The organism is Mycobacterium yunnanensis (genome assembly GCF_025823185.1).
Classification (GTDB): Bacteria; Actinomycetota; Actinomycetes; order Mycobacteriales; family Mycobacteriaceae; genus Mycobacterium; species Mycobacterium yunnanensis.
The window spans coordinates 43,358-68,673 of the sequence record NZ_JACKVK010000014.1; the positions used below are offsets into that span (position 1 = coordinate 43,358).

The 25,316-nt window shown below is 66.6% G+C and carries 37 protein-coding genes; 5 read left to right on the plus strand and 32 right to left on the minus strand.

Annotated features, from left to right (window positions below):
• Positions 1 to 6 precede the first annotated feature (6 nt).
• From H7K45_RS27845 to H7K45_RS27950, 22 genes are all read right to left on the minus strand, one after another.
• Positions 7 to 561, minus strand: a complete 555-nt coding sequence (locus H7K45_RS27845; protein WP_263999392.1) for a hypothetical protein — start codon at positions 559 to 561, stop codon at positions 7 to 9.
• Positions 562 to 590: 29 nt separating this feature from the next.
• Complete coding sequence (locus H7K45_RS27850; RefSeq protein ID WP_263999393.1) at positions 591 to 992, minus strand: hypothetical protein; 402 nt, start codon at positions 990 to 992, stop codon at positions 591 to 593.
• A complete protein-coding gene (locus H7K45_RS27855; protein ID WP_263999394.1) occupies positions 982 to 1,299 on the minus strand; it encodes a hypothetical protein in 318 nt (105 codons plus the stop codon). The genes H7K45_RS27850 and H7K45_RS27855 overlap by 11 nt, the downstream gene beginning before the upstream one ends.
• A 10-nt stretch (positions 1,300 to 1,309) precedes the next feature.
• Positions 1,310 to 1,846 carry a hypothetical protein gene (locus tag H7K45_RS27860; RefSeq protein WP_263999395.1) on the minus strand — a complete coding sequence of 179 codons (537 nt, stop codon included), beginning with the start codon at positions 1,844 to 1,846 and terminating at the stop codon, positions 1,310 to 1,312.
• Positions 1,846 to 2,586, minus strand: a complete 741-nt coding sequence (locus tag H7K45_RS27865; RefSeq protein ID WP_263999396.1) for a hypothetical protein — start codon at positions 2,584 to 2,586, stop codon at positions 1,846 to 1,848. The genes H7K45_RS27860 and H7K45_RS27865 overlap by 1 nt, the downstream gene beginning before the upstream one ends.
• A gap of 78 nt (positions 2,587 to 2,664) precedes the next feature.
• Entirely contained in the window at positions 2,665 to 3,717 is a 1,053-nt protein-coding gene (locus H7K45_RS27870) for a hypothetical protein (RefSeq protein WP_263999397.1), read from the minus strand.
• An 85-nt stretch (positions 3,718 to 3,802) separates the two neighbouring features.
• Entirely contained in the window at positions 3,803 to 4,135 is a 333-nt protein-coding gene (locus H7K45_RS27875; protein ID WP_263999398.1) for a hypothetical protein, read from the minus strand.
• A complete protein-coding gene (locus tag H7K45_RS27880) occupies positions 4,132 to 4,623 on the minus strand; it encodes a hypothetical protein (RefSeq protein WP_263999399.1) in 492 nt (163 codons plus the stop codon). The genes H7K45_RS27875 and H7K45_RS27880 overlap by 4 nt, the downstream gene beginning before the upstream one ends.
• On the minus strand, positions 4,605 to 5,090 hold the full coding sequence (locus H7K45_RS27885) for a hypothetical protein (protein WP_263999400.1): 486 nt from the start codon (positions 5,088 to 5,090) through the stop codon (positions 4,605 to 4,607). Before H7K45_RS27885 ends, H7K45_RS27880 begins: the two co-directional genes overlap by 19 nt.
• Positions 5,087 to 5,446 (minus strand): phage holin, encoded by a 360-nt coding sequence (locus H7K45_RS27890; protein ID WP_263999402.1) that lies wholly within the window; start codon positions 5,444 to 5,446, stop codon positions 5,087 to 5,089. Before H7K45_RS27890 ends, H7K45_RS27885 begins: the two co-directional genes overlap by 4 nt.
• On the minus strand, positions 5,443 to 5,994 hold the full coding sequence (locus tag H7K45_RS27895) for a hypothetical protein (RefSeq protein ID WP_263999404.1): 552 nt from the start codon (positions 5,992 to 5,994) through the stop codon (positions 5,443 to 5,445). Before H7K45_RS27895 ends, H7K45_RS27890 begins: the two co-directional genes overlap by 4 nt.
• A 23-nt stretch (positions 5,995 to 6,017) precedes the next feature.
• Complete coding sequence (locus H7K45_RS27900) at positions 6,018 to 6,794, minus strand: hypothetical protein (RefSeq protein WP_263999405.1); 777 nt, start codon at positions 6,792 to 6,794, stop codon at positions 6,018 to 6,020.
• Between the two features lie 89 nt (positions 6,795 to 6,883).
• Complete coding sequence (locus H7K45_RS27905) at positions 6,884 to 8,911, minus strand: major capsid protein (RefSeq protein WP_263999406.1); 2,028 nt, start codon at positions 8,909 to 8,911, stop codon at positions 6,884 to 6,886.
• 140 nt (positions 8,912 to 9,051) lie between these two features.
• Complete coding sequence (locus H7K45_RS31785) at positions 9,052 to 9,336, minus strand: DUF7196 family protein (protein WP_443677457.1); 285 nt, start codon at positions 9,334 to 9,336, stop codon at positions 9,052 to 9,054.
• A complete protein-coding gene (locus H7K45_RS27915) occupies positions 9,248 to 11,488 on the minus strand; it encodes a phage minor head protein (RefSeq protein WP_263999408.1) in 2,241 nt (746 codons plus the stop codon). Before H7K45_RS27915 ends, H7K45_RS31785 begins: the two co-directional genes overlap by 89 nt.
• The gene (locus tag H7K45_RS27920; RefSeq protein ID WP_263999409.1) at positions 11,488 to 11,652 is read right to left on the minus strand and encodes a hypothetical protein; all 165 of its coding nucleotides are present in this window, start codon (positions 11,650 to 11,652) and stop codon (positions 11,488 to 11,490) included. Before H7K45_RS27920 ends, H7K45_RS27915 begins: the two co-directional genes overlap by 1 nt.
• Positions 11,652 to 13,547, minus strand: coding sequence for a hypothetical protein (locus H7K45_RS27925; protein ID WP_263999410.1), 1,896 nt, complete (start codon positions 13,545 to 13,547; stop codon positions 11,652 to 11,654). The genes H7K45_RS27920 and H7K45_RS27925 overlap by 1 nt, the downstream gene beginning before the upstream one ends.
• A gap of 17 nt (positions 13,548 to 13,564) precedes the next feature.
• Positions 13,565 to 13,819: a hypothetical protein gene (locus tag H7K45_RS27930; RefSeq protein WP_263999411.1), complete on the minus strand. Its 255-nt coding sequence runs from the start codon at positions 13,817 to 13,819 to the stop codon at positions 13,565 to 13,567.
• 3 nt (positions 13,820 to 13,822) lie between these two features.
• Complete coding sequence (locus H7K45_RS27935; protein ID WP_263999412.1) at positions 13,823 to 14,014, minus strand: hypothetical protein; 192 nt, start codon at positions 14,012 to 14,014, stop codon at positions 13,823 to 13,825.
• The gene (locus H7K45_RS27940) at positions 14,011 to 14,373 is read right to left on the minus strand and encodes a DUF1360 domain-containing protein (protein ID WP_263999413.1); all 363 of its coding nucleotides are present in this window, start codon (positions 14,371 to 14,373) and stop codon (positions 14,011 to 14,013) included. Before H7K45_RS27940 ends, H7K45_RS27935 begins: the two co-directional genes overlap by 4 nt.
• Positions 14,370 to 15,047, minus strand: coding sequence for a hypothetical protein (locus H7K45_RS27945; protein WP_263999414.1), 678 nt, complete (start codon positions 15,045 to 15,047; stop codon positions 14,370 to 14,372). Before H7K45_RS27945 ends, H7K45_RS27940 begins: the two co-directional genes overlap by 4 nt.
• On the minus strand, positions 15,044 to 15,226 hold the full coding sequence (locus tag H7K45_RS27950; protein WP_263999415.1) for a hypothetical protein: 183 nt from the start codon (positions 15,224 to 15,226) through the stop codon (positions 15,044 to 15,046). The genes H7K45_RS27945 and H7K45_RS27950 overlap by 4 nt, the downstream gene beginning before the upstream one ends.
• A 60-nt stretch (positions 15,227 to 15,286) precedes the next feature.
• Here H7K45_RS27950 and H7K45_RS27955 point away from each other — a divergent pair, with 60 nt between their 5' ends.
• Positions 15,287 to 15,946, plus strand: coding sequence for a hypothetical protein (locus tag H7K45_RS27955; RefSeq protein WP_263999416.1), 660 nt, complete (start codon positions 15,287 to 15,289; stop codon positions 15,944 to 15,946).
• A gap of 11 nt (positions 15,947 to 15,957) precedes the next feature.
• Here H7K45_RS27955 and H7K45_RS27960 read toward each other — a convergent pair whose 3' ends face one another.
• On the minus strand, positions 15,958 to 16,284 hold the full coding sequence (locus tag H7K45_RS27960) for a hypothetical protein (RefSeq protein ID WP_263999418.1): 327 nt from the start codon (positions 16,282 to 16,284) through the stop codon (positions 15,958 to 15,960).
• A gap of 472 nt (positions 16,285 to 16,756) precedes the next feature.
• Here H7K45_RS27960 and H7K45_RS27965 point away from each other — a divergent pair, with 472 nt between their 5' ends.
• Entirely contained in the window at positions 16,757 to 17,068 is a 312-nt protein-coding gene (locus tag H7K45_RS27965) for a helix-turn-helix domain-containing protein (RefSeq protein WP_263999420.1), read from the plus strand.
• The gene (locus H7K45_RS27970; RefSeq protein WP_263999422.1) at positions 17,065 to 17,640 is read left to right on the plus strand and encodes a hypothetical protein; all 576 of its coding nucleotides are present in this window, start codon (positions 17,065 to 17,067) and stop codon (positions 17,638 to 17,640) included. The genes H7K45_RS27965 and H7K45_RS27970 overlap by 4 nt, the downstream gene beginning before the upstream one ends.
• Positions 17,641 to 17,661: 21 nt before the next feature.
• On the opposite strand, the gene H7K45_RS27975 is transcribed toward H7K45_RS27970, so the two are convergent.
• Both H7K45_RS27975 and H7K45_RS27980 read right to left on the minus strand, forming a co-directional pair.
• Positions 17,662 to 19,116, minus strand: a complete 1,455-nt coding sequence (locus tag H7K45_RS27975; protein WP_372512674.1) for a terminase large subunit domain-containing protein — start codon at positions 19,114 to 19,116, stop codon at positions 17,662 to 17,664.
• Positions 19,117 to 20,076: 960 nt separating this feature from the next.
• The gene (locus H7K45_RS27980; protein ID WP_263999424.1) at positions 20,077 to 20,709 is read right to left on the minus strand and encodes a recombinase family protein; all 633 of its coding nucleotides are present in this window, start codon (positions 20,707 to 20,709) and stop codon (positions 20,077 to 20,079) included.
• Positions 20,710 to 20,871: 162 nt separating this feature from the next.
• Between H7K45_RS27980 and H7K45_RS27985 the strand changes: the two genes are divergently transcribed.
• Complete coding sequence (locus H7K45_RS27985) at positions 20,872 to 21,426, plus strand: hypothetical protein (protein WP_263999426.1); 555 nt, start codon at positions 20,872 to 20,874, stop codon at positions 21,424 to 21,426.
• 6 nt (positions 21,427 to 21,432) lie between these two features.
• Here the strand turns inward: H7K45_RS27985 and H7K45_RS27990 are convergent, their stop codons facing one another.
• The 7 genes from H7K45_RS27990 to H7K45_RS28020 all read right to left on the minus strand — a co-directional run bounded on the left by H7K45_RS27990 (position 21,433) and on the right by H7K45_RS28020 (position 24,852).
• Positions 21,433 to 21,777 (minus strand): flagellar hook-length control protein, encoded by a 345-nt coding sequence (locus H7K45_RS27990; RefSeq protein ID WP_263999427.1) that lies wholly within the window; start codon positions 21,775 to 21,777, stop codon positions 21,433 to 21,435.
• Positions 21,774 to 22,265, minus strand: a complete 492-nt coding sequence (locus tag H7K45_RS27995; protein ID WP_263999429.1) for a hypothetical protein — start codon at positions 22,263 to 22,265, stop codon at positions 21,774 to 21,776. Before H7K45_RS27995 ends, H7K45_RS27990 begins: the two co-directional genes overlap by 4 nt.
• A gap of 307 nt (positions 22,266 to 22,572) precedes the next feature.
• Positions 22,573 to 23,601: a hypothetical protein gene (locus H7K45_RS28000; protein ID WP_263999431.1), complete on the minus strand. Its 1,029-nt coding sequence runs from the start codon at positions 23,599 to 23,601 to the stop codon at positions 22,573 to 22,575.
• Positions 23,598 to 23,975, minus strand: a complete 378-nt coding sequence (locus H7K45_RS28005) for a PIN domain-containing protein (RefSeq protein ID WP_263999432.1) — start codon at positions 23,973 to 23,975, stop codon at positions 23,598 to 23,600. The genes H7K45_RS28000 and H7K45_RS28005 overlap by 4 nt, the downstream gene beginning before the upstream one ends.
• Positions 23,968 to 24,399 (minus strand): hypothetical protein, encoded by a 432-nt coding sequence (locus H7K45_RS28010; RefSeq protein WP_263999433.1) that lies wholly within the window; start codon positions 24,397 to 24,399, stop codon positions 23,968 to 23,970. The genes H7K45_RS28005 and H7K45_RS28010 overlap by 8 nt, the downstream gene beginning before the upstream one ends.
• Positions 24,396 to 24,608 (minus strand): WhiB family transcriptional regulator, encoded by a 213-nt coding sequence (locus H7K45_RS28015; protein ID WP_263999434.1) that lies wholly within the window; start codon positions 24,606 to 24,608, stop codon positions 24,396 to 24,398. The genes H7K45_RS28010 and H7K45_RS28015 overlap by 4 nt, the downstream gene beginning before the upstream one ends.
• The gene (locus tag H7K45_RS28020; protein ID WP_263999435.1) at positions 24,601 to 24,852 is read right to left on the minus strand and encodes a hypothetical protein; all 252 of its coding nucleotides are present in this window, start codon (positions 24,850 to 24,852) and stop codon (positions 24,601 to 24,603) included. Before H7K45_RS28020 ends, H7K45_RS28015 begins: the two co-directional genes overlap by 8 nt.
• A 162-nt stretch (positions 24,853 to 25,014) precedes the next feature.
• Between H7K45_RS28020 and H7K45_RS28025 the strand changes: the two genes are divergently transcribed.
• On the plus strand, positions 25,015 to 25,266 hold the full coding sequence (locus tag H7K45_RS28025) for a hypothetical protein (RefSeq protein ID WP_263999436.1): 252 nt from the start codon (positions 25,015 to 25,017) through the stop codon (positions 25,264 to 25,266).
• The last annotated feature ends 50 nt before the right edge of the window (positions 25,267 to 25,316 follow it).

A 25,316-nucleotide genomic window follows, 5' to 3' on the forward strand; every position in this document is an offset into this window, starting at 1 on the left:
GTGCTGTTACTTGCCCTTGCCGGAGGTGACGGCGGCCAGCGCTTCGGCGTCCTTGAGGGCTCGGTCGCCACCGATTTCGGCAATCCGGGAGAGCAGGTCGTTCCACACGCCGGAGTCGGCGAACTCGGTGTCGTCGGGGTCCGACATGCGCTCGAGGACGCGTTCGATGCTCTTCTGGGAGAGGTGGTTCTGGACGAACTTGTTGGTCAGCTTCATGACGAACTCGTCGCTGCAGGTTCCCTGCGCTTGGTAGAGCGCAGTGAGTGCGTTGCTGGCGGGGACGCGAAATGCGAGGAGGTCGCCCTTGTAGTCGAGTTCGTCGTAGGCCCAGTCGGTTTCGTGGGTCCATTTGTCGTCGTCGGGGATGGTGTCGACGGCGGTGACGACTTCGGCGTCGATGGTGTCCTCTGCGTCTGAGGGCGCGGCGGGTTCCGGGTCGGCGGGCTCGGCGGCGGCCGGCTCCTCCTCCACGGTGACGGTGTCGATGGTGGGTTCGTCGGTGGGGACGTCAGGAACGGGTGCGGTGCTGCTGGTGGAGCCTTCCGAGGCGTAAACGGTCATGCCGTGCAGCGTCCCGCAGGGGTGTGCAATCAGCGTTCGCGCTCAGCCACCCGGATGCCGGCGTTGCGGAGGAACGGGCGCGCCCTGGTGCCGGGGTGGTTGACCCTGGTGGCGAAGACGGTGCGGCCACCGATGTTGAACCGCAACGCCTTCGCACTGCGCGGCCGGATGATGTGCGGGCGCGACCCTTCGTGGACTGCGGCGGCGTAGCGGGCGTCGTCGCCGACGCTGCCGGACACGGTCCGGGGACCGACGGTGCGGATGTCGCCTTCCTTCACCCGGCGCCCCAGGTTGCCCGTCCGCACCGGGACGTCCTGCCGCGCCTGGTTCGCGATGCGACGCTGCAGCGACGCCATCCGCCGGCGCGCGAAGCCCGCGACCTGCCGGTCGAACTCCGGCTGGTTCAGCTCGACGCGGTACTTAGCTCCCACCGTCGACCCTGCTGGCCCACAGCGCCTTCAGCGCCTCCCGGCCGGGGGTCTCACCGTCGTCGCCCACGGGGACTTCGACGTCCTGGTCGCGGAGGAACTGCAGCCACTCCTCAGTGGTGGCGTTCCCCGCCGGCGGCTCCACCTCGGCGACCGGTTCCGGGTCGTCATCCAGGCTGCCATCCACCACGATGACGAACCCACCGGCCACCAGCCGGCGAATGTGGTCGGTCACCGTCACGGTGCGGCGGACGCCGCGCGCCAGCTCCACACTCGGGGACAGGCTGCCTTCGATCGTCACGCGTGCCATTGGTTGCTCCTCAGAATTGGACGTACGCCATGCCGGTCCACGCGATGACGCCACCTTGGGGTCCGAACGGAGCCACTGTGTCAGTGGCCACTGCACGCGTCTTGGACCGCAGACGGGCGGCCACCGCGCACAACGCCTTCTCGATGCGCCAGGAGTCGTCAAGGCTGATCTCCGCCTCGGTGGCGAGGGTGTCCCAGTCGGGGTCGGCCTCCATCGTGGTGTAACGGCCGACCCCGATTTCGACGGCCAGCGCGCGGCGGATGTCGGCGTGACCGCACGCGGCGTCACCCACGTACGCGGCGGGGAAATCGGTGTCGCGGGAACGAAACCGGTGCGCCACCCGCACCCACAGCAGCGGGTCGCAATCCGACTGCGGACCCGGCATCAGCGATGCAGGGAGATCGCCGTCGCCTGCGAAGAATCGCACCAGGGTGGACCCACCACCATCCGGGGGGCACGGGCTGGCAGGGTCGAACACCTCCCGCATCGCGGTCAGGAACGCGTCGACCACGTCGGAGGCATCGTCGTGGCACGGATTCGACTGCATCACACCACCACGGGCGCGGCGGCCAGCCGGTGCGGGTTGACCGCGGCCAACCACATATCCACTTCAGCGAGCCCGGTGTAGCCGGCGGCGAGGATCTTCGACGGGTCGAACACGTGCGTCACGCCGCGCTGCGTCGTGGACACCACGCTGCGCGGTAACCGGCACTTCTTGACGTCATCGCACGCCACGATGAATTCCTTCGCCAACAGCCCGGTGAGCTCCTCGACACCACTCGGGACGGGAGTCCCCCGCCCGTACGTGACGGACCATGTTCTCGACTCGCCCAAGGGACGGCCGAGATCCTGCCCTGGCCAGGATGTTCCGAGGCGGTACAGGGCGTCGCCCTCGAGGCGGTACTCGCTGGCGGACAGGATGATGCCATCGACCGTGACGTCCGTGACGGTGGCGACGGGGCCGGGTAGGTGGACCACGCGGGGCCCGCCAACGGTGCAGGACCCCACACACCCACATGACCAGTTGAACCAGTGACCGTCCGTGCGGGTGAGGACGTAGGCCGTGGACGGGGCGAACGGCGGCGCGGGGCACGGCCGGACCGTGGTGTCACACACCCCGAACTGGCGGCCTGACAGCGCCCACAACACCGACACGGCCATGTCCTCGGCGCTGTTGCGCCGGCGCGCCGCTAGGTCGTACGCCGCCTGCTCATCCGTGGTGGGCGTGTCGGGCAGGATCGGCAACGGCGGCAAGCATTCCTGTGCCACCGGCCAGTCGCATCCCATGGGCCAGACGGTAACCAGCGGGGGTGCCGACGACGAAGCCGCCGCGAGGATCACCCGCGGCGGCTCCGACGCGTTGAACTAGACCGGGGTGACGGCCGCGGTGCCACCCGTCAGCCCGGTGCTGTCGCTCGTCAGAGCGGGCAGCGACGGGTCCAGCTTCACCGTGAGGTTTCCGGCGGTGCCGGTCACCTCGACCTGGCCGGGCACCACGTTCGGCAGCGCCTCGATCGCGGTCTTTACCGCGGCGGGCAGCGCGGTGTGCGCGATGTTCGCCGTGGGCTCCGCGCCGACCTTCAGCTTGTAGTTGCCCGTGCCGCTCACGACCACGGTGTACACCGTGGGGTCGCAGATCGGCTGCGCCGGTGCCACATCGGCGGCCTGCGCCCCGAAGTACGCCAAGCTGGGGCCGCCAGTGAAGATCGACTGCACCGCCAGCGCGCACGCACCGTTCGTCGGCTCCGGGGGCGGGACGGGAGTGCGGAAGAACGTCAGGTGCTCCTTCTTCGACGTCGGCGCCAACAGGCGGCCCGGCGTCAGCGAGGAGTCGATCGCCGCCACGTTGTACGGGCCGCGACCCCAGTGCAGCATCGGCATCGTGATGCCGGTGAGGCTGAAGTTGCCGACCGCAGCCTCAACGGTCAGTGCGCCGGCCTGCCACTCGGTGACACCGGCAAGGATGTACCCGTGAGTCACACCAGATCCGGTGATCGAGAAGATCGAGTCGGTGGGCTCGTCGCAGTCGTCGTCGGAGCGCCCGCCGGTCCAGATCTCGAGTGCGACACCGTAGTCGGCGATGACGTCGGCGTTGTCGCGGAAGCCGATAGCCTTGTCGTCGTAGTCGAGGACCTTCTCGTACCCGACGAACATGGAGTACAGGTCGGGGTCGACACCGCACAGCTGGAGTTCGGTGTTGTACCACTTGCGTTCCGGTGGGGTGCTGTCGGAGAAGCACACCTTGCCGGCGGCGTTGGTCTGCTCGAGCTCCTCGCGGGCCTTCATGTTGGGGTCGAAGTTCGCGCGGATGAAACCATCGGTGACGATCCGGTTCGCGGGCCCCTCGAGGGGCTTGCCGCAGCGGTCGACCTTGGTCGCACGGATTGCGACGCCCTTGACGATCGGGATAGCGCCCATGTGCTGGTGGTCCTCCTGCTATCGGGCGCGTCGCGCCTGGTCTGCCTCCGAGGCAACGCCGACAGTAGGAGGGCGGGGTGAAGGGTCAGCGGCGCCGAATGTCGTCGAGCTTGTCCTGGTAGGACTCGATGCGGCCGGGCCCGACGCCCTTGGATCGGACTAGCTCGATCAGCTCTTGCACAAGGTCGATCAGCATGCCGCGGATGATGTAGAGCTCGTCGCGGCGCTTCAGGACCCGATCGTGTTCGCGTTCCCGGTCTTCGGACGCGCGGCCCATGAACGACTGCCACGCGGTCATCGCGTCGGCACTGCCCTTGGACTTCGTCGACCCGCGGGTGTTGAGCCACGTGAGGAACGCGATCAGGCTGGTGATGAACCCGCCACCCCCGACGAGGGCCACCGCCCATTCCGCGGTCATGGGCTGTCCGTGTGAACGAGGGTGCGGATGGCCTTGCGGATGTCCCACAGTCGGAAGGAACACCAGAAGGAGAACCCGATCTGAAACCACGTCCCCTGCCCGGTCGGCGGCCGGTGGTAGTAGAAGCAGACGGCGATGACGTTGATCGCGATGATCGTCTGCAGGATGACCAGGCCGATGAATTCCAGGCTGAGCGAGTCGTGAAGCCTCGTCGCGTGGTCCTTGTTGGCGTCGATCATGTACAGCGCCACCAGGATCGCGACGCTCGCACCGCCCTGGCAGACGATGAACAGCCAGTCTCCCCAGTCGGGGGTGATGCTGGTGACTGATACGGTGGCTTGCCGGTCGAAGGCTTGGGTGACGGAGCTGATGAACGAGCAGGCGAGCAGCACCCGGTAGAGGGGGAAGCTGCCGGACTCGACGACCCGGGTGTGGCTGAGGGCTGCCCTCAGCGCGGCGAATCGTGGCATCAGCGGTTCCGCAGCCACGGCCACGCCCATCCGCTCTCCGCGCGCCAGGACGTCCAGGCGAAGCGGGAACGGTTCAGGAACGCCACCGCGAAGATGCCGTACACCACCGCCGGTGGGATGCCGTACAGCGATGCGGCGCGCCACGATTCGATGAGGAACGACACCATGAAGCTGGCCAGCACCACCGACGTGATGACGGTCGTGACGGTGACGGCGAGGTGTTTGCACTTCGCGGCCAGCACCATCGTGGACACACCGAGGGTGACGAACATCAGGCCCCATGACTGTGGGGCGCCGGGAACGTCGAGGGCGGTGCGGTAGATGGTGTTCGTCGACCAGACCGCCTGCCCCCACACGAATGTGAAAATGCCGTACAGGGTGGGCAGCAGGGAGATGAGGACGGTGGACGCGCGAACGTAATCGACGTGTCGGGTGTACTCCGCGAGGAGCCGGCCGGCGAGCTCGTCGCGCTCCTCCGGCGTCATGGCCCTGTCGGTGCCTGCACGGCCTTCGCTGCGGCGGTGGACAGTCCGAACATCTGCGCGGTCGCGGCCAGGATGAGTGGCCACTGTTCTGCGTTGACCCAGCCGTACCAGGTGAGTAACCCACCCGCCGCGACCAGTAGCGGGTAGAGCAGCTTGCGGACCGTCGAGGTGGCGAACAGCGCGGCGAACAGCAGCGTCACACTGGCCAAACCGAGCTGTGTCCACAGTGCGGCCTCTTCTTTCGACAAGTACGCCAACGCCAGAAGTAGTGCGACGAGGCCGGTGACTCCGCGGTACAGGGGTTCACGCCACTCTGGGCGGATACCGAAGCGGGTCACGTTGGTGTTGGTGGTCACGATGCGTTCTCCTTGGCGTCGTTGATGGCCTTGACCACGGCGGCCCGGTTGGGCAGCTCGCGGGTGTCGATGCCCTTGGACGCGGCGTAGGCGTCGAGCTCCGGGCGGCGCCAGTCAGCTTCGGGTTCACCGTCGGGCCAAGCCTTCTCGGCGGGCGGGTCGAGGGGCTGCGCGTCGGCGGGGTACGCGCTGTCGGGGAGTTCCGGCAGCTTTTCGCCGGTACCGTCGCCAACCAGCTCGGTGGAGGTGGTGCCGTCAGCGGGCGCCTTTGTGCCGTGGTTCTCGGTGCCGGTGCCGGCCGACTCGCTCTGGGGCAGTGAGTTGCTTGGCGGAGTGTCCGCATCGTCGTCGACCGCGTCGTCCAGCAGCCCGGCTGCGCGGGCCACGTCCTCCGGCACGACGTACGCCTGGCGCGGCCGCGTCACCTTCCGCACCTGCTGGCCGCCGGCCTGAAGCAACGCGTTCAGACCATCGACACGCTTCTCACGGTCGACGAACTCCACAGTGGCGACGCCACCCTCGACGAAAACCTCGACACCTTGCGGCATGACAGTTGCTCCCTTACCTGGTTCTAACCTGTGACTTCGACTGCGCCCAGCGCAGATTCGTAACCGATGACCACGGACCGCTCGGCGATCGCGGCGTACTTTCCGGTCTCCGTCCGTAGCGCGTCTTGCACCATCGGGTCGGTGCGCCACCCGAACACCGGTGACGTCGCGACTAACGTGTCCCCCAGCCCCTGGACGTAGCCGCCGCCGAACACCCACGCGTGGCCTAGCGGGGTCTTCAGCCCGGTGCCGCTGCGGACGATCAGGTTGGCTTGCGCCGCGCTGGCAGCCCACATCGCCGACGCGTGAATGACACCGAGCGTGCTGGTTTCGGCGAGGATCCCCTCAAGCTGCGCGACGGCGCCGACGATGTCCGCCGACGTGTCCGCCGTTCCCGTGTCCGTCAGCAGACGTGCAGAGAGCTGACGCTCCACCGCGGTCTGCTCCTGCAGACGGAGGATCTGCTGTGCGCGGGCCCGCACCTCCGTCCGACTCAATGCGGTCGAGTCGCAGGAGTCGTACGCCCACACCGTCATTGCCTCGAAAGACGCGGGGAACTCTGGGCGCTCCCCATCTTTCAGGTCGTTCACGCCGAGGTCGTCCTCGGAGGCGCACCAGTCGGCGCCCCACACCCCGAACGACGACTCGCCGCCGTAGTTGAACACCCGCACGTCGACACCGCCGGCTAGCCACCGCGGCGGTCCGTCCTGCGGTTGCCAGCTGGTGGCGCCGTACAGGCCAACCGGGGCCGGGTTGACCAGCGGCGCATCGAATGTGACCGGGGACAGCATGGAGGTCATGTGGTGCCTTTCGACGGGGAGGTGGGCGGCGTCAACGCCTCGGAGTGGTTGTTCACGCCGCCCACCAGTCCAATTGGGACCAGCCCGACTTAGGTGATCGGCACACCGGCACCCGGCTGGGTGCCGCCCGTCAGAGAGTTGATGGCGACCTGCAGGTCACCGAGCTCCGCCGGGTAGTTGACACTCACCGCGGTGCCGGGCAGCGGGCCACCCGTCACGGTGATGTCGCCCGCCGCGGTGACGCCATCGTCGATGCCGGTCAGCTTCGTGTCGACGTTGCCCGTCGAGTCGTTGTAGGCCACGCTCGCCGACACCCCGGACGCGCCGGAGAACTTGAACGTCACGCCGCCGCCCGTGGGAGTGCCGGGGAAGTTGAACGACTTCGTGACCTTCGCGTTGTACGGGCCCGAGCAATCGATCTGCTCGCGGGCGCCGACCGCACCGTTGATGCACAACGGGATCCGAATCAGATGCGACGGGCCGCAACGCTTCCCGACCTGGAACTCGTCCTCGACGAATCCCTCCATCTGACGGTTCTTCTGCACCATGTCCATTGGGAACGACGCCCCCAGGGTGAGGACGTTCTGCAAGGACCGCCAGAACGTGCCCGCCGGGTACAGGACAACGTCGACGCTGCCCGGCCACCACGACGTGTCCTCATGGCCCGGCTGCCCCGCACCGAGGGACTGCCAACGGCCCTCGTACTGCAGGTAGATGCCGCGAGCAGCGAGCCACGCGTCGACCTGCGCGTCGGTGACGTTCAGGACGTCGAGTCCGTCTCGGCCGGCCAGGTCCGCCTTCAGCACGTCACGGAACCAGATGGGTGCGATGCCCTCGATGACTGGCTTGCGGGACTTGATCTGCAGGTTCCGCGCCCTGATGTGCAGACCGTTGAGGATTCCGGTGGTGGCGCCCAGCACCGCGTCGTTGGGGACGACCTTCGCGGTCGACGACTGCGCCAGCACCTTCAGCAGAGACTTCGCCGACACACGGTACTGGTGCTCGACCATGAACTCGTCGAGGAACTTCTTGATCAGTTCCGGCCATGCCCGCTTCTGCAGGATGCCGGACTTGACCGCCCAGCCGATCGCCTCAAGGCGGTACTCGACCATGTCGGGCGGGCAGGGGATTTCGACGAAGTTCTTGATCGCGGTGGGCTCACCCTGGCCGTCAACCGCTTCGAGTTGCGGCTCGGTGAAGTGGAACCCGGTCTGCAAAGCGGAGAAGTCGGGTTCTGCGGGGAAGATGACGCCGCCCCGCTTGATCGCCAGCTCGGGGAACGACAGCAACCCGACGGCTGCGGGGGTTTCACAGAAGTCGTACAGCTGCTCCGACGGGGCGCACCAACCGCCGGCGGCGACGAGCGCCTGCGCCGACACCGCTCCGTGGCCGGGGATTTCGGAACCGAGGCGGTCCAGTTCGGCGTAGAACTCGTCAGCATTCTCGAACACCTTGCCCTGGGGGCGTTCCATCCGCGCCAGCACGGTGCGGGCGTCGGGGTTGAGGCCGGTGAACTGGCCCTGCGACGAGATGCCCGCGGCGATGACCGCGGTGTCGACCAATCCGTGGTGGTCGGCGAAGTTCGGCGCGGAGGCGGTCAATGCCCACCGCTTGCTGTCCGACTTCGCCTGGTCCGGAGTAGGCAGGTCGTTATTGGCGACTGCGCTCGCGAAGGGCCGGGACTCGGCGGCGGCGGTGACGACCTGGGGCTCGGCCGCGGCTTCCTGTGTGACCTGTTCGGCCTCCGCGACCACGTCAGAGGTGGGCTCCGGGGCGGGGGTCGGCTCCGGCTCGGGCTGCGCCTCGGCCTTCGGCTCCGGCTTCTTCTCCGGTTCCGGCGCAGGCTTCGGGGCGGTCGCGGCCTTCGCGGCGGCCAGCGCAGCATCGAGACGAGCTGCGCGGTCCTGATCCTGGGTCGTGACCTCGGCGATCTTCGAGTCGGCCTCGAGATACGCCTTATTCAGCGATTCGAGCTCTTCGACGTCAGCTGCCTCGAACTCTTCGCCGTTGTCGGCGCGGGCCTGGAAGACGTTGATGGCGGCGCGGAGTTTCCCGGCGTAGGCGTCGAGCTCGGCGCCCGTCTCGGGAAGTGCTTCGAGGAACTGGAATTTCTTCACAGTCGTGGCTCCTGATTCGTGACATAGAACGATCGGTTGCGTGGTTCTCGGTCGATCGCTCCCCGGCACATAGCCCTCGGCAGGAACTCTCTGCGGCGGGACAGTAGATACGGGGTGTGCAACCCCCGGCCAGTCCGGTGTTACGCGCCGCCGCTGGTGATTTCGCGGATGGTCGACCCCCCGTGCAGGCGGGCCTCCTTCTTCGCCTCGAGCGGCGTCAGGAACAGGCCGGGTGCCTTCGACCCGTCGGGGTAGGTGACCTCGTAGCCGAGCACCTCAGCGCCGCTTGCGGTCCGACCGCCGGCGCGCCGGTTCTTCGAGCAACCGCACGCCATGTCAGTGCTTCCCGGGGTTCTGGCCGAGGTACTCGCGATGCAGGTTGCTGCACAATCCCTTGATCTCGCGGTCCGGCAATGGTTTCCCATCCTCGGCGATCTTGGTGTTGATCGATCGGACGCAACGATCGAAGTCACCCGGCGTGCCCCAGCGGATCTTGGCCCCACCGATTCCGCCTGGCCCCCAGTACTTCTTGAATTGGGCGGGCATCGTCGACATTCCGGCGACGAGGGAGTTGATGGCCAACAGCTCCTCGATGCGCTCAGCTGGCGTGATCGGCTCCGGTGGGTCGCCGACCGAGGCGCGCGCAGCGGTCAACGCACTGTCGCGACGGGTGGCGAGCTCCGCCTTGCGTTGCGACTCGGCCAACTCCTCCGCCACGATCGCCCGGACATCGTCTACCACCAGCACGCGGGCGGCTCCGAATCGGCGGACCGGGCCGAGCGACGCGACCAACGCCATCTCCCGACCGTCAGGACCGGTCATCGCGCTGTAGATCGGGAACCCGGGACTGTTCACGGCGTGAGCCGCGATCATGTCCAGCGGGGCGCCGGGGCAGTCCCGCCAGTCCCCAGACAGTTGCGCGGTCATGCCCTGCTGGAACACCTCTGGGTCGACACCGGGCGCGGGGACACCGGAGAACCAGATGCCGAACTGATCTTCTCCGACGCGGACGAGGCCGAAGGCGGTGGTGACGTCGTCGTAGTGCGCGCGGGCCGCGCCCGCGGTCATCCCGCGGTCGGTCGACGCGTGCCCGCCCTGCACGGTCAACCGTCCGACGGACAGCTGTCGGCCATCCGCGGTCTGAACTTGGCTGGTGTGAAAGTTGCGGTATCCGTTGCGGTTGCGGGGCGTGACGTCCCGTCCACCGCGGATGACGTGCCCCCACTCGGCGAGGTGCCCGTAGATGCGTCCGGTCTCGTTGTTCATCGACGGGGCGGTCGGACGGGTGAGCTTGGGATCGGAGAACAGGTGCGGGTCGTATGTGCGTAGCCGCGGCTCGGCGGGGGCGGACGCGGCGACGAGTGATTGCACAGCGGCGGCGAAGTCGGGTTCCGGCTCGTCGACCACCTCCGACGCCAACACCTGCACGTCCGAAGGGCTCCTGCTCATGTCGTTCTCCTCGCTGACTACAGCTGCCACGCGGCCGATACCGTCCTGGTCGTCGCGGGCCCGAATGTTCCCGGCCCGACGTCGGCGCTCAATTTCCTCTGCCTGGGTGCGGCCGTCGCGGTTGATCGCCACGGAGTCGCGGCCGTCGAGGCGCTCGGTGTGGCGGTCCACCTCGTCCGGGATCTGCTCGTCGGCGGCGAGAACGCCGACGCGGCAACGGCAGTTGATCCACTCCGCCGGTGACGCGCTCATGTCCCCGGGGCGGTCCATCTGTTCACCGCCGATGGTGAACTTCCCTTCAAGCGGCACGCGTTGGCCGTCAGCGGCCCAGTGGGTGGGGCGGGTTCTGCCGTCGAGGGTGGCGATCCACACCTTCTGCAGCTCTTCGCCGAACTCAGCGTTCTGCTGCTCCGCCGCGGTGAGAACAGCGGCGTTCAGGATGCCACCGGCTTGGTACCCCTCGACGCGGGACAGTTCACGCATGTCGCTGCCGGATGGGTCGAGGGTGAGGGCGACTTCGTCGCGCACGTCGGACAGCGCCTCGGTGGCCGACGGGATGGGCTCGACGTTGGCGGTGTTGCGCTGCTCCGCGTTGCGGACCGCGGCGGCAATCTTCATCGTGACGGCACCGGGAACGCCGGCCGCACGCGTGCGTTGCGCGTCGACCGCTTCGTCGCGGCGGGCCGCCAACTGCGGGTTGTGCTCGACCCGGTCGAACGCAGCCTCGAGCTGGCTCTCTGTCATGGCGACGGCCGCCAGGATTGTGCGGACCACAACGGGATCGTCCATGGCGGACAGGCGGACCCCGATCGTTGAGGTCCGGTCGAGGCGATCTGTCGGCAGTTCGGGGAGCGGAATGCCCAGCGCGTCGAGCGCCTCCACGAATGCGGCGGTCCACAGCAGTGCCACGCCGGCGGCGATGACCGTCTCGGTTGTGGCGGACCACTGGTCGACGGCCTGCTGTTGCTGCGCCGCTTCTGGATCCGGCGGCAGGGCGGCCGCGGTCAGCGACGGGAGCGCCGCGGGGCGCACCGTCGGCAGCCACCGCCGCAACGCTTCGGCGTACAGGTCGGAGAGAGCAGCTTCAGCTTCGAGGGTGCGGGACAACGCCGCGGGGTCAGGCCACATCAGCAGACCTCGTCGCGGAGCGCTGTCACGGCAGCGAGCGCGTCAGCGAAGCTGGCGTTGTCCGCGACGACGGTGATGCGACGGTGCCCTTCGTAGTAGCTCGCCGTTGCTTGGCCCTCGCGCGCACGGACGATGCCCGGCCGCACCTTGTCGATCTCCGCCATCAGCCGACCTCCCCCTGGACGACGTGGGCGGTCAGTCGGCGGCGGGCCTCGGCCGCGACGAACGACCTCACCTGGTCGGCGTCGAAGCTGTGCTTCTCGGCCAGCCCGTCGAGTCCTGAGTCGTAACCCGCGATCAGCCGGCCGACTTCAGCCGCAGCGACGGGCGGCATGTACCGGTAGTAGTCCTGCGGCTCAACGTCACGGAGTCGGGCCTTCTGTTCCCCGTCCCCCGTCCGGACGCGCTTCTTGCCGGCCAACTCCATGGCGCGCGTCAGGTAGGAATCGGCGGCGATGGCCACTCCGTCGGCGAACGCCGCCGTCACCGGCTTTCGGCTGGCGTCCTTCTCGGTGTCGGGTTCATCGCCGGGGTCGACCAACTCATCGTCATGGTTGGCGCCATTGCGATCGCCGCCCACGGGTAGCGCTGCCGGCTCGGGGAAGTCGATGGCCTGCACTGACTTGTCCAGCAGCGGCAACGCCGCCCTCACCACCGCGACGAACTCTGATGGCGACGCCTGCGCGATCTTGTCCAACGCCAGCTGCTGCAGACCTTCGATGCTGGTGAGGTCGTAGCCGTCGTCCTCCGGCAGACCAAGGTGCTTCAGCAGTGCCGCATTACGCAACGCACCAACGGCGTTCGCGTCCTTCGCCTCGTCCGTCTTGTCCGGGTCCGCAGTCAGATCAGAGGCGTCGACCACCAACACGTACTTGGTCGGGTCGATCTTCGCCTTCACCAGCAGCGGGCGGACGGCGTTGCGGTACCACGCCTGCAGCACTGTCTTCATCACCGGCTTGACGTGCATGTTCACGTCCTGGTCGGACAGCAGGTGACCGTTCCAGTGGTTGACGTCGCCCAGGCCGAGAAGCTGGTCGGGTTCCATGTCGATGCCCCGCGCGAAACGGAGGACCGCGGCGTCGCGCTTCTTGATCTCCACCTCGGAGACGTCCTTGCCGAACGTCACGTGCTTGATCTTGTCGACATGCTCGGCGGGTGCGCCGATCACGATCGGGCTAATCGATACTTGCGACGCCGGATCCCGCAACCCGATCTCGTTGGCGTCCACGATCAGTCGCTGCAGCGTCTTGCTCGCCGACTGCGGCTGCGCGGTATCTTCGCCTCCCGGTTTGTTCGCTGACACGGGGGCCTGGGCGGAGGGAAGGCTGGCTTCCGTCGGGATGATGAGGAGGCCGTTGTTGGCCAGACGCGACTTGTCGGCGTTCTCGATCTTCGCCGTGGTGCGCACGATTTCACGCAACGGCGACAGGTTTGATCGGACGGGCGAGTCGGCTTCGGTTGGCATGTTCGCGTGGGCATTCCACACCCGGAACATCCCGTCACCCTTGGCGGCGTCGAACTCATGCTCCCCGCCCTCGGGTAGCACGATCGTGATGCCGTCACGGTTCTTCTGCGACGCCTTCATCTGCTTGCGCGACACCGCTAGCCAACGCTCGCCCTCATCGGTCTGCAGGATCGCGTTCCAGTACTCGCCTGGCACACCGAGGATCTGCACACTGCGTTCGATCAGCTCGGCCTGGCCGAGCGGGCCGCCCGCGATCGACGCGACGATCGCCGCGACCTTCCGCCCCTCCGTGTTGTCGTCGGCGATACCACCGGTGGGCTGACCGGTGTCCGGGTCGATCTCGGAGGCGACGACCTTCACCCGTGAGCACGACCTGGCCCGCCAACGGATGTAGCAGCCGAGCTCACCGACGAGGTCGAACAGTTCCCACGCCTCGTCCTGCCACGTCTCCCGTTGTCCGCCGGTGACCTTGAAGATGTCGGCAGCTTTCAGAACCGGTGCGCTGGCCGCGACGAGCGCGTTCGGAGCGTCCGACACGGAAGCGGTGAGCGAGCCCCTACGGCGTCGGACGATGCGAACGGTAGGGGCGGCCACGCCGGTGAAAGTAGCCGTCAGGGGTGTTCAGACGGGGGCCAGTCGTCCTCATCGACGGGTGGTTCATCGCCGAAGATGTAGTGGCACGCCCAGCGATAGAACTCTGCATGGCCCGCGGGATCGTCGTCGCACAGACGGAGCCAGCCGCGCAGCTCATACAGTTTGTTGCTGTCCTCACGCATCTGATCGGCGCGCGCACGCTCCGTCTCGAGATCGCGCAGAGCCGCCATCGCCGTGATCTGCGACTTGATTGGCTCGGGAAGCGAAGCCATCGCTCAGTCGCCGACGTTGACGAAGTCGCGGCGGGCGCAGGTGGTGTCGTCGCAGTGATGCTCGAAGTCCTGCCGATGGTTGAACGACACGTCGTCCCCCGAGTCGTAGCAGCTGTAGTAGTGGCCCGGGTAGTCAGTGCAGTGCGCCTTGTACGGCCCGGGATCTCCGCACGTGCCCGGTCGGATCTTGCTCATGATTCAACGATCTCCACATCTTCGTCGGTGGAGAACCGGGCCATCAGGCCGACGATCATCGACACGGCCAGCAGGATCCCGACGTATTGGGCGACGGGCTTGTGCGCGAACCACATCGGCACCCACACCGTCCCGGCCGCCACCCACATGCTGACGCACCACGGGCAGCCGGTGAAATACTCAACCGTTGACCACCGGCCGCGTTCCACCTCGGACCGGTTGGTGTCGCGGGCGCGGCGGGCGATGGCGATGCGCATGGGGTCGAGGATGGTGTCAGCGTTGATGAGCCGGACGATCCGCATGACCGCCAACGCGTAGACCACCAGGACCAGGATGGCTTGGCCGAGACAGTCATTCATGATCTGGCGGGCTCCTTCACTGAATTTCCGGGGTCACAACTAACGACATCGCTGGGTACGTCGTTGCCGTACATCAGTTTCCGAGCACGGGCTTTGTTCTCCCGGCGGCACTGGCGGCAATGATCCCGGCCGCCGTGGGAGTACACGTTGTACTTCGTCTTCGGGTGCCGACACTTCGGGAACGTCGTCAACCGCCCCGACGTGCTCTCCGCGACCAACTGATCCAACTGCACCTGCAGGCGCGCCATCTCCGTCCGGACACGCCGCAGCTCCGCCCGCGTCGCCATATGATCCACCCACTCCGAACGGGCCTGATCCGACGCCACCTGATCGGCCCGCAGAATGCACTCGCACAGCTGCGTCACCGGATCCGCTCGGATCGACCTCACCAGCCGCAACGAACACCGCAACCGGTCGGCGATGTCCTGCGCCGTCACCCCCGCGGCCGTCAACCCCGCCACCAACCACGCGCGGTCCGGCCCGGCCAATTCCGTCATCGCCCGCCCGGCCTTGGGTGTGGACATCACCGCCGACACCAGATGAGAGTCGAAGTCCCGCTTCAGCAGCGCGAGGATCGGGGCGAGCTCGTTGCGGGTCTCCACCGACAGCGGCGGCAACCACCCCGACGACGGCGGGGGCCCGTCACCGTCATCAGCCCTCGCGGCGGCCGTCACGCAGCGTCACCCACCACGTTGTGCTGATACGTGATGACCTGCACCACATCGTCATCCGACTCCACGCGTAACGCCGGGAAGCACGGGCAGAACGCGTTCATCACGTGCTCGATGCTGTCGTCGACCGGGCCGATGTGAATCTGGTCGACCGCGACCACCGGACCCTCAGGTGCTGCCACCGCCGCAGGATAAACACGCAACCACCGACAGCGCCCCGTCGCGACCATTACGGTGGCTCCATGCCAGCGAGCGACGACAGCGAAGTGCCAGCGTGGATACGCTATTCGACGTGGACGCTGGGCGCTGCCCTGATCGTGGCAGCAGCTGTTGTCATGTTGGTGTCCGGTGGCGTCGGCGGGCCCGCGGCTTTACTCGTAGCGGGCGTTCTATTGATGCTTGTGGGACCCATATCTCATCGGTTGACATCTTTCGAATTGGGTCCTGACAGTGCAAAAGCTGCCTTCGACAGTGTGGCCCGAGCTGACGTAGAGGTAACCGAAGGAAAAGTGACTCCCATAGTCAAGCTGGTGGCGAACGCCATGGCCGAGGATGCCATCGGTTACGAGGACAGCGTGCTTCGGGAGGGTTCTCTCGAATTGGAGTCTGGCGGTCAAGTCGTACTAGCGCCCCCTGCGGAAGAGCGATTTCGGCAGCTCAGCCGCGACGACCAGTTGAAGGTCCTCGCGGACATGACATCAATGAAGAAGTCTCCCGACAACAAACTCGGAAAACGAGTAGCGGGAAACGTCCGGTTCTATAGGCGAGAAATCACCGACGATCTCCGAATGCTCTACCGGAAAGTGGATAAGACAAGCCCGGATGCACCCCAAGACTTCGCGATCCTGGACTTCATTCGTCCTGAGGACCCGCTCTGGGAACTGACCGACCTCGCCCTATGACGCGCCCTACGTCAGGTTGTGGCGGTCGCCGGAACGACCCACGCTGGGCCAAGGAAGCCGCGGAGCGCGGCCTCGCCCTCAATGGCCGCAGCGCGCGCCTGCTCGGCCTCGGCGCGGCTCGACATGCCCACGACGCCGCTGCCGATATCCGGATACAGGTCAGGCGGGAGTGTGATGCACCACGACATGCGGCCCGGCTGATCGTCGAAGTACACCGCGACTCCATCCTCGTTGTGGCGACGACACAGCGGGTGGATCGTCAGCCGGTCGACGTAGACACCGTTCTCCCAGTGCGGCGGTGTGCATCCCACACAGGCCCACGGATTCTGTTCTGCCATCACGCGTCCTTCTGTCAGGTTCCGTCGTTGCACGCCCGGCACACCAGATCTGGTACTTCCCAGTGCTGAGATGCCCACGTGTCGACCGATCCGCACCGCGGGCACGGGTCGCCATCCTTGGGGTCGCCTCCGTCTTCACCGAGCATGTTCCCTCCCATGCCGGTGCTCATGACGCCCGCCGATGCACCATCGTGAAGGCGGTTGCGTCACTCGGGCGCACCGCGACCCAATGCGAGTTCTGACACTCGACTCGATCGGCGACGGCTCCGGATACTGATAGCTCTGCGACTCCACCCGCGCACGGTAAGACCGCCAACCGACGCATGACCGACCCAGCGGGATGGCCTTGCTGCCATGTATCAAGGGGTGGTCGAGAACCCCTACGGCCAGTGACGCCTTCCCGTGGACTATGTAAGAAAGTATGTATGATGCGGGTATGGAAGAGGTCCGCCCAACCCGCGCGGTAGTGCGAGTGCTGAAGGAGTTTGTCGACGAGCTCGGCGAACCCCAGTACGGGTACAAGCTGATGCAGAGCACCGGCTTCAGCTCCGCGAAGACCTACCAGATCCTCGCGCGACTCACAGGCGCCGGATGGCTCACCCGACACGACGACCCTGGCGCCACACCAGAATCCGGTGGACCACCCCGCATCACCTACACCATGCGTCCCCAAGCGGTGCCCCGCGCACGCACGCTCATCCAAGAGGCCCAGGAAGAGTTCTCGCCGGCGCCCAAGCGCCGCCGCGTTCGCAATCCGCTTCAGGCATTCGGGTGGACCTCATGAACATCGACTTCTGGACCCTCTGCCTTGTGGTCGGGCTTGTCGTCATCGTCGGTACCGTCGGCGCCGCGTTGCTTTGGGCGATCACCAAGGTGCTGAGCAAGATGCTCGAAGATGAGATCAGCGCCCGCCTCGACGACGTTCCCGGGCTCCTGGTCGCCCTCGCCCTTCGCCGACTTCCGCGCGAGCTCCGCGAGTACTACCGACCTGAATGGGAGGGCGACCTCCTCGCCGCGTTCACCGCGCAGAACAAGCGCTACCCGCTGTGGAAGCTGATCAGCTCCTTTGCCTTCGTGGCGCCCCTGTTCGTCTCGGCTCGGGGCATCCGCAGACAGACCAAGCTGGCCCAGAAGCAAGGGGCCGCAGACGAGCGGCTCGAGCGTCTGCGGCATATTCGGGGAATTGGCGTCAACGGTGAATTCCTCTACGACGTTGAGGAGGTAGTCTCCGAATTACGAGGAGACGGCCAAACTATCTATCGATCGGTGAGACGTGTTCCGGCGCCTGACTCCGGTTATGACATCGAACTGGAAACCGAAGAAGGCCGGGAGATTTACCACATCTTCTACACATAGCTGCACCACGAAGAGACTCGATCAACCAACCCGGCGCGACATCCAGTCCGACATGCCCGTCACCGAACCACCGCCCGCCGGCGCCGACGACCCACCCAACTCCTGCGGGCCCGCCATCGACCACTCCCTGCCCACCGAGTGGATCAGCACATCGTGGGCAACGACCAACGCGGCCAACTGGTCCGGCTGATGTTGCCCCGCCTGCCACAACACCGCCGCGTCCTCCAACTTCGGAAAATGCCCCGCCAGGCGGACCGTCCCCACCTCAAGGCCCTGGAGCAGGGCGGCGGATCTCGCCATCGCGTCGCCTCGGCCCCGGCCCGAACCCTTCGGTGGCCATGCCGTCACCCGGATCGGACGCCTCACACCCTCACTCGCCAACGCCTCCCGAACCACCCGCCGGTACGTCTCCCCAGCGGCGAACGACTCCACACTGATCTCCGACGCCCCCACGTCCACCGCCAGACGAACCGCCGCCCGCGCCCACGCATCCGACGTCAACGGCGCAGACACATCCGCGATCACCGCCGTCACACCCTCAGACGTCAACGACGCCGCCACAATCCCGCACGAATCGCCCTGCCCGCTGTCCGCCGGATCCACCCCCACCACCGTCAACACCGACCCAGACGGAGCAGCCGGCAACCGCCACCCCTCCAACCACGACGCCTTCACCAAACCACCCTCCGGCGCCGACGGAACCCCCTGATACAACGCATGCCACGTCCGCTCACCCGACGTCCGCCGCATCGCCGCATAATGCTCCGGCGTAAACCCCAACGCGCTGATCATCGTCACCCCCGGCAACCGGCCCAACGCATCCGGAACACCCGCCTCACTGACCGCCGGGATGTTCGTATGCCGCCACACATCCGGCTCCTGCGCGAGGAGAGAGCCAGTCAAGTCCGCTTCATGCCACCTGGTTTGGATGACGATCACGCTGCCCCCGGGATGCACACGGGGCGCGAGCGTTGAGCGGTACTCGTTCAAGATCCGGTTCCGGTGCGCCTTGGAATCGGCCTCAGCTTGGTCCTTCACTGGATCATCGATCAGCAGACAATCCGCACCGAACCCCGTCACACCCGAATTGATACCCGCGGCGAGTAGCCCGCCCTCATGGCCGTCGACCCGCCACCGACCCACCGCCGTCTTGTCCTGCGCCAACCTGTACCCCAGAAACTCCTGGTGCTCGTTGATGATCTTCCTGGCTTCCCGCGAATGCGTCTGCGCCAAATCATCCCCGTACGCCACCACCACGATCTTCAGATCCGGGTTCTCCATCAACGCCCACACAACATTCCAGATCACCGCCGTCTGCGACTTCCCCGTCCGCGGCGGCGTCGACACCACGTCCCGCTCATCCGGATTCCGAAACGACCGCACCGCCACATCCGACAACAACCGAATCGTCGGCGTCACACGGAACTTCGGATCCAACCGGCGCGCCAACTCCGCCGGCGAACCCGGCCGCCGCAACCTCCGCTGCGCCTGGACATGACGCACCGCTGTCAACAGACGAACGCAATCAGGCACCAACGTAGGGTTTCAGCCGGGGGTGCCGCTGAGGTGGAATCTAGCGCCCGAGTTGAGGCTGCATCGGTCCCGTCGGCACGCGGCCATTCCCAATCCTTACCGGCTGACCCAAACCGCAAGCAATCGAAACACTTCCAACAACGTTCCGCCTGACGCATTCCAGCGCGTCTCGAACCGCTGCCTGCACTTCCACCTGCCCCGCAGCGATTATCAGCATCGGATACACCTCAACCGTCATGTCAGCCGGAATCTTCTCCGGCGCACTCGACACAAACGCAGTCCACCCCACCCGTGAGTTCACCGTGGATTTGGCAGACGGCGGCATAGTCACGGACGTGGACCAGAACTGTTTCTCGCCAGGCCGCGGTCCAACCAGGACAACTGCCGCCGCCACCGTTGGATCTGCCCACCCCTTCACCGTCACCCCATCGCCTGATTCGTTGAAGGCAGTTCCCGTCACCCCCACGTTCTGCGTTTCTAGAGCTGACCCGCCGGCGGCCGTCGAACTCGTCGTCACTGGCTTAGCAGGTTGAATTGGTGGCGAAGGCACGATCGGAGGTTGCTCGCCACTCGGCGACGAAACCTCGGCTGCCGCAGAACTAGAACTGGTTGCGTCCGTGGAGTCGTCGCCACTCGTCGCGACGGTTACGGAGGCTGCAATCAACGCCGCGGCCACAGTGGCGCCAGCGCCGATCCACGCAATCTTTATCGCGTTGGAACCATCCGAACCCTGCTTGCCGGATTGCCCACCGCCAGCTTGCGTGCTGGTGGCAACCTTCGACTCTTCCGGCTGCCCCGTCGCTTCCCCATCGCCCGTCGAGGGCCCCTCCGCCACCGCGCGAGTATAAGAACAAATAGCTGCTTGGGTGGGATTTGCAGCTAGAGCCCGGGGGAAGGGAAGTTCTAGGTCTCGACTGAAACGTCGGCGGCACGGATCACCCGGTACACGGTGTCCCGACCCACGCCGAACGTCGTGGCGATGTCGATCACCGATTCGCCCTGGGCGTGCAGCTTCAGCACCTGCTCCCGCTGACGGTCGGTAAGCGCTGGTGGCCGGCCAATGGGCTGACCGCGCGAACGTCGGGCTTCCCGGGCCGCGGTGCGCCGTTCGCGGCCCAGCTCGAGCTCGAGCTCCGCGAGGGATGCCAGGACACCGGCGATCATCCGGCCGGCCGCCGTCGAGGTGTCGATGCCCTCCCGCAACGAGCGGAGCACGATTCCCCGCTCCCCGAGGTCCCGAATGGTGAGCATCACCTCGGCGGCGTTGCGGCCCAGACGGTCGATACCGACGACGACGATCGTGTCGCCCTCTCGGGCGTAGTCCAGCAGGGCGGCCAGGCCGGGGCGCTGCTCACGTGTCGACGTGCCGGACAGCTTGTCGTCAAACATCTTCTCGGCGCCCGCCTGGGTGAGCGCGTCGTGCTGCTGATCGAGGGACTGGTGGCCTGTCGATACCCGGGCGTAGCCGAGCACCTTGCCGTGTGGTGGCGACGAAGCCGTCTGTTGGTGATTGTGAGCTTGTGCGGCGGTGGCCATGACCCAATTGTAGCAAAAGTATCGCATTATTGAGTAACGCTACTCGAATTGTGCGTCGACTTTTGCGACTCGGCGTCCTGCGGATTCCCCGTCCCGCAGCGTCACTCGACGCCGTGTCGCTGAACTTTAGATTCGCGACATCCACCGCTCTAAGATTCATCTGTGATAACCGTTGTCGCGGAAGCTGCGAGTACCGGAAATACCTTCTCGTCATGGGCAACGCCGATAGGTGTGGTCATTGGAGCAATGATCGGTGCGCTAGTCACCTGGCGTTCGTCGAAAAAATCCGTCTACGACCGTCTCGAAGCGCTGATTGGGATTCGCAAGGACTGGCCAACGTCACTGCCAGGCGTCGACACAGTAGATGACGCAATCGCTCTCACGTTAGCCGAGATACGGAGACGAGAGCCTCGTCCTCTCACAAGCGCGGACGTCAAAGCCTTGGAGAAGCTGTGGGACAAGGCAGTCATGGAGAGGCTGTGGGACGAGAACGCCACGATAGTGCTCGTTGCGGAATGGATGCGTCGGCTTGCCTTCGTGTCGGCGGGCGTAGCGATCGCCATCATGTTCCGGGTTTCTTCTACGCCGTCGGAACCCGAGAGATCGACCGTTATCGGGTTGGCTGTTTTCATGTTGGTCGCCTCCGGGTTACTCGCCCTGTCCCTGCTCGTCGTCCGTCCAGGCGTTCGACGATGGCTCTTGCGGCGGAAGCGCTGACTGCTGTCATAGAGCGCCGTCTTCGTCGGCCATCTGCTCGAGCGCCCGCACCATCCACGACTCCGCCGGCGCATCGTCGGCGCCCTCGGCCTGCCGTTGAACCGCCGTCCACTCCGCCAGCTCCCCCGCCGGCACGCCACCCAGCGCCAGCACCTGGCGGGCGACCTCGACGTGCAGCTCCCACAACGGATCCCCGACGCCCGTGACGGTGCCGAACAGGGTGCGGCACTCCGCGGCCACCTCGGCGTCCAGAGCGGCGGGTTGCAGCTTCCCCGCCGCCAGGTCCTCGGCGACGTCCATCGCCGCCATGACGGCCGACTGCAACGGATCGTCGACCACGGCGGTCGTCACTGCGGCGCCTCGACAGGCAGCGCCACGACCTCCGCGTCGATCACCGCGGCCGGCTTCGGCAGCAGCGCCAGCAGCCGCTCACGCGTCGCCGCGATCACCTCAGTCGGCGACTGGTTGACCGTCACCTCGACCTGCTGCGCCACCGGGATCGCCAACCCCTCGAGCTGAATCTTGCGGCCAACGCCGTCCAGGGCCACCTGCGCCAGCTGCGCGACACCGCGGTGATCGCCCTTCGCCTGCGCCGCGTCGAGGCTGTCGAGGACCCGGTCGATGATCACGGCCAGGGTGTCGCCGGCCGCGCGGCGCATGAGGGCGAGCTCATCGGGTGGGTTGCGCTCGAGCCACTTTCGGACGGCGGCGCGGGCGGATCGGGGGGTGCGGAATCCTTCGGCTTCGGCGATCTCGGGCCAGCTGCGTCCGCGTAGGCGGAGTTTCCAGGCGCGCTCGGTGCGGGCTTGGCTGCTTTGGCGGTCCATGACGGGTGGCATTGGGGTGGATTCTGTGACGGGGGGGTGCAGCTAGGGCTGTGGCTGGGTGGTGTCGGTGGGTGCTTTTTCGGGGCGGTCCCAGCCCATTTGTGCGCGTATGGCGGCGATTCCGCGTTTGGCGGGGCCTGTGTGGTCTTGGTGGTCGCAGGGTGTGGCGTGTCCGGGTCGGTAGCCGTGGTCGTCGCAGAGGTGGCATGCGTGGATGGCGATGTTGCGGAGTTCGGCGCGTGTGGGTCCGATGGGCGGCAGGGGTGTGTCGAGGTCGGTGACGGGTTCGTCGCGTCCTGGGCGGGGTTCGCCGGTGCGGTCAGGCATGGGGGTCATTTGGGGGTTGGTGGGTGCAGCGGGTGGCGGGTTCGGTGACGAGTCCGTCGTCGTCGAGGGTCCAGCCTTCGGTGTCGCAGCAGGTGCAGTTGGCGATGGCGTGGGCGCGTGCTTGGGCTTGGCGGGTGGCGGTGTGGGTGGCGGCGGCGTCTCGGTCGGGTTGGCGTCGAACCCATTTGGTGTGGAGGCGTCGGTATCCGCCGCAGGGGCCGCAGTTGGTGTCGGGGTCGCCGTGGGGCATGTGTTTGGGGCAGTACTCGGGGGGTTCGTCGTCTGGGCCGGGTGGGGTGGTCTGGTCGGGGGTGGTGTCGCGCTGCCCCCCAAGGTGACCAACAGCGTTACGTGAGGTTGAAACAGAAACAGAACCAGAAACAGAAACTAGAGGGTCTGGAGAGGGTCTGGAGAGGGTCTCGGTGGGTTGGTGTTTTCCCTGGTCGTCGTGACCCTCTGGAGAGGGTCTGGAGAGGGTCTCTAGTGGGTCTAATACGGAGGGTTGTTGGAACCCTTCGGAGAGGGTCCTCAGATGGGCGTGTGCGTCGTCCCACGCGCGCTTCAGGTTGTTGCGCAACGCGTTCGCCTTGTCGCTGTTGGAGGTGATGACGGGCAGGGCGATGCGGCCCAGTTCGGTCAGCATGACGGCGGCGAACTTCGGGGAGTCGAACGCCGCCATCATCCGCAGCGCCGCGAGGAGCACGGTGGGTTGCTTCTCCAGTTCGTCGCGGCGCACACGGGACCGGATGAGGCCCTCTCCGGTGGTTTCGTCGATGAACACGTAGCGGCGGCCCTCAAGGCGAGCGAGGGCGTCGCGGAGTTGCTGTTCGGTTGGCTGGGTGTCCCCGTCGCGCATGGCTTTCCGCATCCGGGTGTAGTTGATCGGGAAGACGCCGGCGGTGTTGACGGTGCGCTGCCCGTTGAGGACTTGGAAGAGCAGCTTGTCGAAGATCGGTTGGGCGCAGAAGTCGTCGTCGCTCCACGTCGAGAACAAGTTCTTGGCGTACTCGCGGGTGCTCACGTTGGTGGCCCTTCCATGATGTGTCGTACGGCGCGGATGAAGGGGGCGGGCCCACCGGGGGGTTGGTCCGAGGTCTCGGCGACGTGGTCGACGGCTTGTTCGATGACCTCCGGTGTGGCGAAGGGCAAGTTGTTGTCGATCAGTTCGCCCCAGACCGCGACTGCCGGGCTGTCGGTCGGACGGAAATAGTCCGGCCAGTAGGTGCACGCCCGGTCGAACAGGATGGCCGCCAGGGCGCGGCCGTTGGGTGTGCCACCGACGGCGTGCTCGGCGTACCACTGCTCCCACGTGGGGGCGTCGTCGGTGAGGCTGTTCAGCCCCTCCCAGATGGCGCGGAGCTTCTGGGTCAGCTCGGTGTCGGGAATGTCAGTCATGCCGACCAGTGTCCTGCTGACCGGCCGTTTGGCTGGTGAGGTGCCAGCTTCCGCAACGGCAGGGGTACGCGCGGGTGGGTCGCACGGGTGCGTCCTCGTAACCCCAGTGCTGCACGACGTCATCGGCGTGGGCTTGATCGCGGAACGCCAACTTCGTCGGTGTGGGGCACCGTGCAGGCTGGGCGGCCGGGGTGGTGTGGTCGCGGCGGCGTTGGCGGCGTGAGCGTTTCGCCGGGCGGATGACGCCGTCGTCGTCGGCGACGAGCTCCCCCGTCGCGCGCATGTCGGTGTACTTCGTCTGCAGGCGTGCGTGGATCGCGTCGACGAGCTCCTGGCGGGTCCACCCTTGGGCGGTGAGGAGGCTGTCGGGGTACTGCCCGGCGGCTTTGACAGCGAGCTGGTGCAACTCCTGGTCGACGGTCACAGCAGGGATTCCCGGGTGCCGCGTTCGTGGCCGCCCCAGATGCCCGTGTTGGCGCCGATCTTCTTCGCGTGCGCCAGGCATTCGGTGGTGACGGGGCACCGTTCACACATCGCCAACGCGCGGCGGGGGCTGGCCCACTGGGTCGGGAAGAACACCTCCGGGTCGGGATGGTTGGCGCAGGCGGCGCGCTGCATCCAGTCGCTAGACATGGGCGGCCAGGCGTGCGATCGCGACGACGAGGAGGTTCGCCAGGGTGCCGGCGTGCTCGAGTGTGGTGAGGGTGACGCCGTCCCCACGGTCGGGGTTGGCGAGCCAGGCGCCCATCGCGTCGAGGCGCTCGAGTTGCGTGTGGTCCTCAGAGCAGTTGAACGCGTCGATCAGTGAGTCGAGTCCCTCACCGACCGAGGCGTAATGCTGGTCGCCGCGGGCGATCTCGTTCGGTGGGTAGGTCATCGTTTCCCTCTCGGGCAGTCGGGGTGGTGGCCCATGGTCTTGGTGTGCCAGGTGCAGGCTTCGCACCGTCGGAGGCGGCGGCACTCCTCGACGGTGAACAAGCGGCGCGGCAGATCAGGCATGTACGCCCGGCTGGAGGCCGCGCCAACTACGCTCGATGGAATGGAGAAGCGACTGAGCGACCACGCCGAAGCCCTGTATGCCGAAGCGAACTTCCGCAGCGTCACGGGAGGGCATGAAGGGTTCATCCCCGACCACCTGCTGAGCGAGCTCGAGGACTACGACCCAGAGGTGGTGCAGGAGTTGGTCGACGCTGGGCGATGGGACGACGAAACCGAGGGCTACCGCATCTCCAACACCCTGGTTGTGCAGGAGATTGCCAACAAGATCGCGAACGACCCCACTCCCGGGTAGGCGAGCTTGATCGTTGACTGAACTGGTCACTCGCCACCTACTTCCAGGGG

What these genes read in the sequence shown, in the direction of transcription:
- H7K45_RS27970 (WP_263999422.1), top strand. Translation starts at nt 17,065, where the DNA reads ATGAACATCGACTTCTGGACCCTCTGCCTTGTGGTCGGGCTTGTCGTC.
- H7K45_RS27855 (WP_263999394.1), bottom strand. Translation starts at nt 1,299, where the DNA reads ATGGCACGCGTGACGATCGAAGGCAGCCTGTCCCCGAGTGTGGAGCTG.
- H7K45_RS27920 (WP_263999409.1), bottom strand. Translation starts at nt 11,652, where the DNA reads ATGGCGGAGATCGACAAGGTGCGGCCGGGCATCGTCCGTGCGCGCGAG.
- H7K45_RS27870 (WP_263999397.1), bottom strand. Translation starts at nt 3,717, where the DNA reads ATGGGCGCTATCCCGATCGTCAAGGGCGTCGCAATCCGTGCGACCAAG.
- H7K45_RS27900 (WP_263999405.1), bottom strand. Translation starts at nt 6,794, where the DNA reads ATGACCTCCATGCTGTCCCCGGTCACATTCGATGCGCCGCTGGTCAAC.
- H7K45_RS27930 (WP_263999411.1), bottom strand. Translation starts at nt 13,819, where the DNA reads ATGGCTTCGCTTCCCGAGCCAATCAAGTCGCAGATCACGGCGATGGCG.
- H7K45_RS27980 (WP_263999424.1), bottom strand. Translation starts at nt 20,709, where the DNA reads ATGGCCACCGCCGCACAAGCTCACAATCACCAACAGACGGCTTCGTCG.
- H7K45_RS28015 (WP_263999434.1), bottom strand. Translation starts at nt 24,608, where the DNA reads ATGTCTAGCGACTGGATGCAGCGCGCCGCCTGCGCCAACCATCCCGAC.
- H7K45_RS31785 (WP_443677457.1), bottom strand. Translation starts at nt 9,336, where the DNA reads ATGGGAAACCATTGCCGGACCGCGAGATCAAGGGATTGTGCAGCAACC.
- H7K45_RS27935 (WP_263999412.1), bottom strand. Translation starts at nt 14,014, where the DNA reads ATGAGCAAGATCCGACCGGGCACGTGCGGAGATCCCGGGCCGTACAAG.
- H7K45_RS27860 (WP_263999395.1), bottom strand. Translation starts at nt 1,846, where the DNA reads ATGCAGTCGAATCCGTGCCACGACGATGCCTCCGACGTGGTCGACGCG.
- H7K45_RS27940 (WP_263999413.1), bottom strand. Translation starts at nt 14,373, where the DNA reads ATGAATGACTGTCTCGGCCAAGCCATCCTGGTCCTGGTGGTCTACGCG.
- H7K45_RS27955 (WP_263999416.1), top strand. Translation starts at nt 15,287, where the DNA reads ATGCCAGCGAGCGACGACAGCGAAGTGCCAGCGTGGATACGCTATTCG.
- H7K45_RS27845 (WP_263999392.1), bottom strand. Translation starts at nt 561, where the DNA reads ATGACCGTTTACGCCTCGGAAGGCTCCACCAGCAGCACCGCACCCGTT.
- H7K45_RS28020 (WP_263999435.1), bottom strand. Translation starts at nt 24,852, where the DNA reads ATGACCTACCCACCGAACGAGATCGCCCGCGGCGACCAGCATTACGCC.
- H7K45_RS27885 (WP_263999400.1), bottom strand. Translation starts at nt 5,090, where the DNA reads ATGACGCCGGAGGAGCGCGACGAGCTCGCCGGCCGGCTCCTCGCGGAG.
- H7K45_RS28025 (WP_263999436.1), top strand. Translation starts at nt 25,015, where the DNA reads ATGGAGAAGCGACTGAGCGACCACGCCGAAGCCCTGTATGCCGAAGCG.
- H7K45_RS27995 (WP_263999429.1), bottom strand. Translation starts at nt 22,265, where the DNA reads ATGCCACCCGTCATGGACCGCCAAAGCAGCCAAGCCCGCACCGAGCGC.
- H7K45_RS27895 (WP_263999404.1), bottom strand. Translation starts at nt 5,994, where the DNA reads ATGCCGCAAGGTGTCGAGGTTTTCGTCGAGGGTGGCGTCGCCACTGTG.
- H7K45_RS28005 (WP_263999432.1), bottom strand. Translation starts at nt 23,975, where the DNA reads ATGACTGACATTCCCGACACCGAGCTGACCCAGAAGCTCCGCGCCATC.
- H7K45_RS27865 (WP_263999396.1), bottom strand. Translation starts at nt 2,586, where the DNA reads ATGGGATGCGACTGGCCGGTGGCACAGGAATGCTTGCCGCCGTTGCCG.
- H7K45_RS27915 (WP_263999408.1), bottom strand. Translation starts at nt 11,488, where the DNA reads ATGTGGCCTGACCCCGCGGCGTTGTCCCGCACCCTCGAAGCTGAAGCT.
- H7K45_RS27960 (WP_263999418.1), bottom strand. Translation starts at nt 16,284, where the DNA reads ATGGCAGAACAGAATCCGTGGGCCTGTGTGGGATGCACACCGCCGCAC.
- H7K45_RS27875 (WP_263999398.1), bottom strand. Translation starts at nt 4,135, where the DNA reads ATGACCGCGGAATGGGCGGTGGCCCTCGTCGGGGGTGGCGGGTTCATC.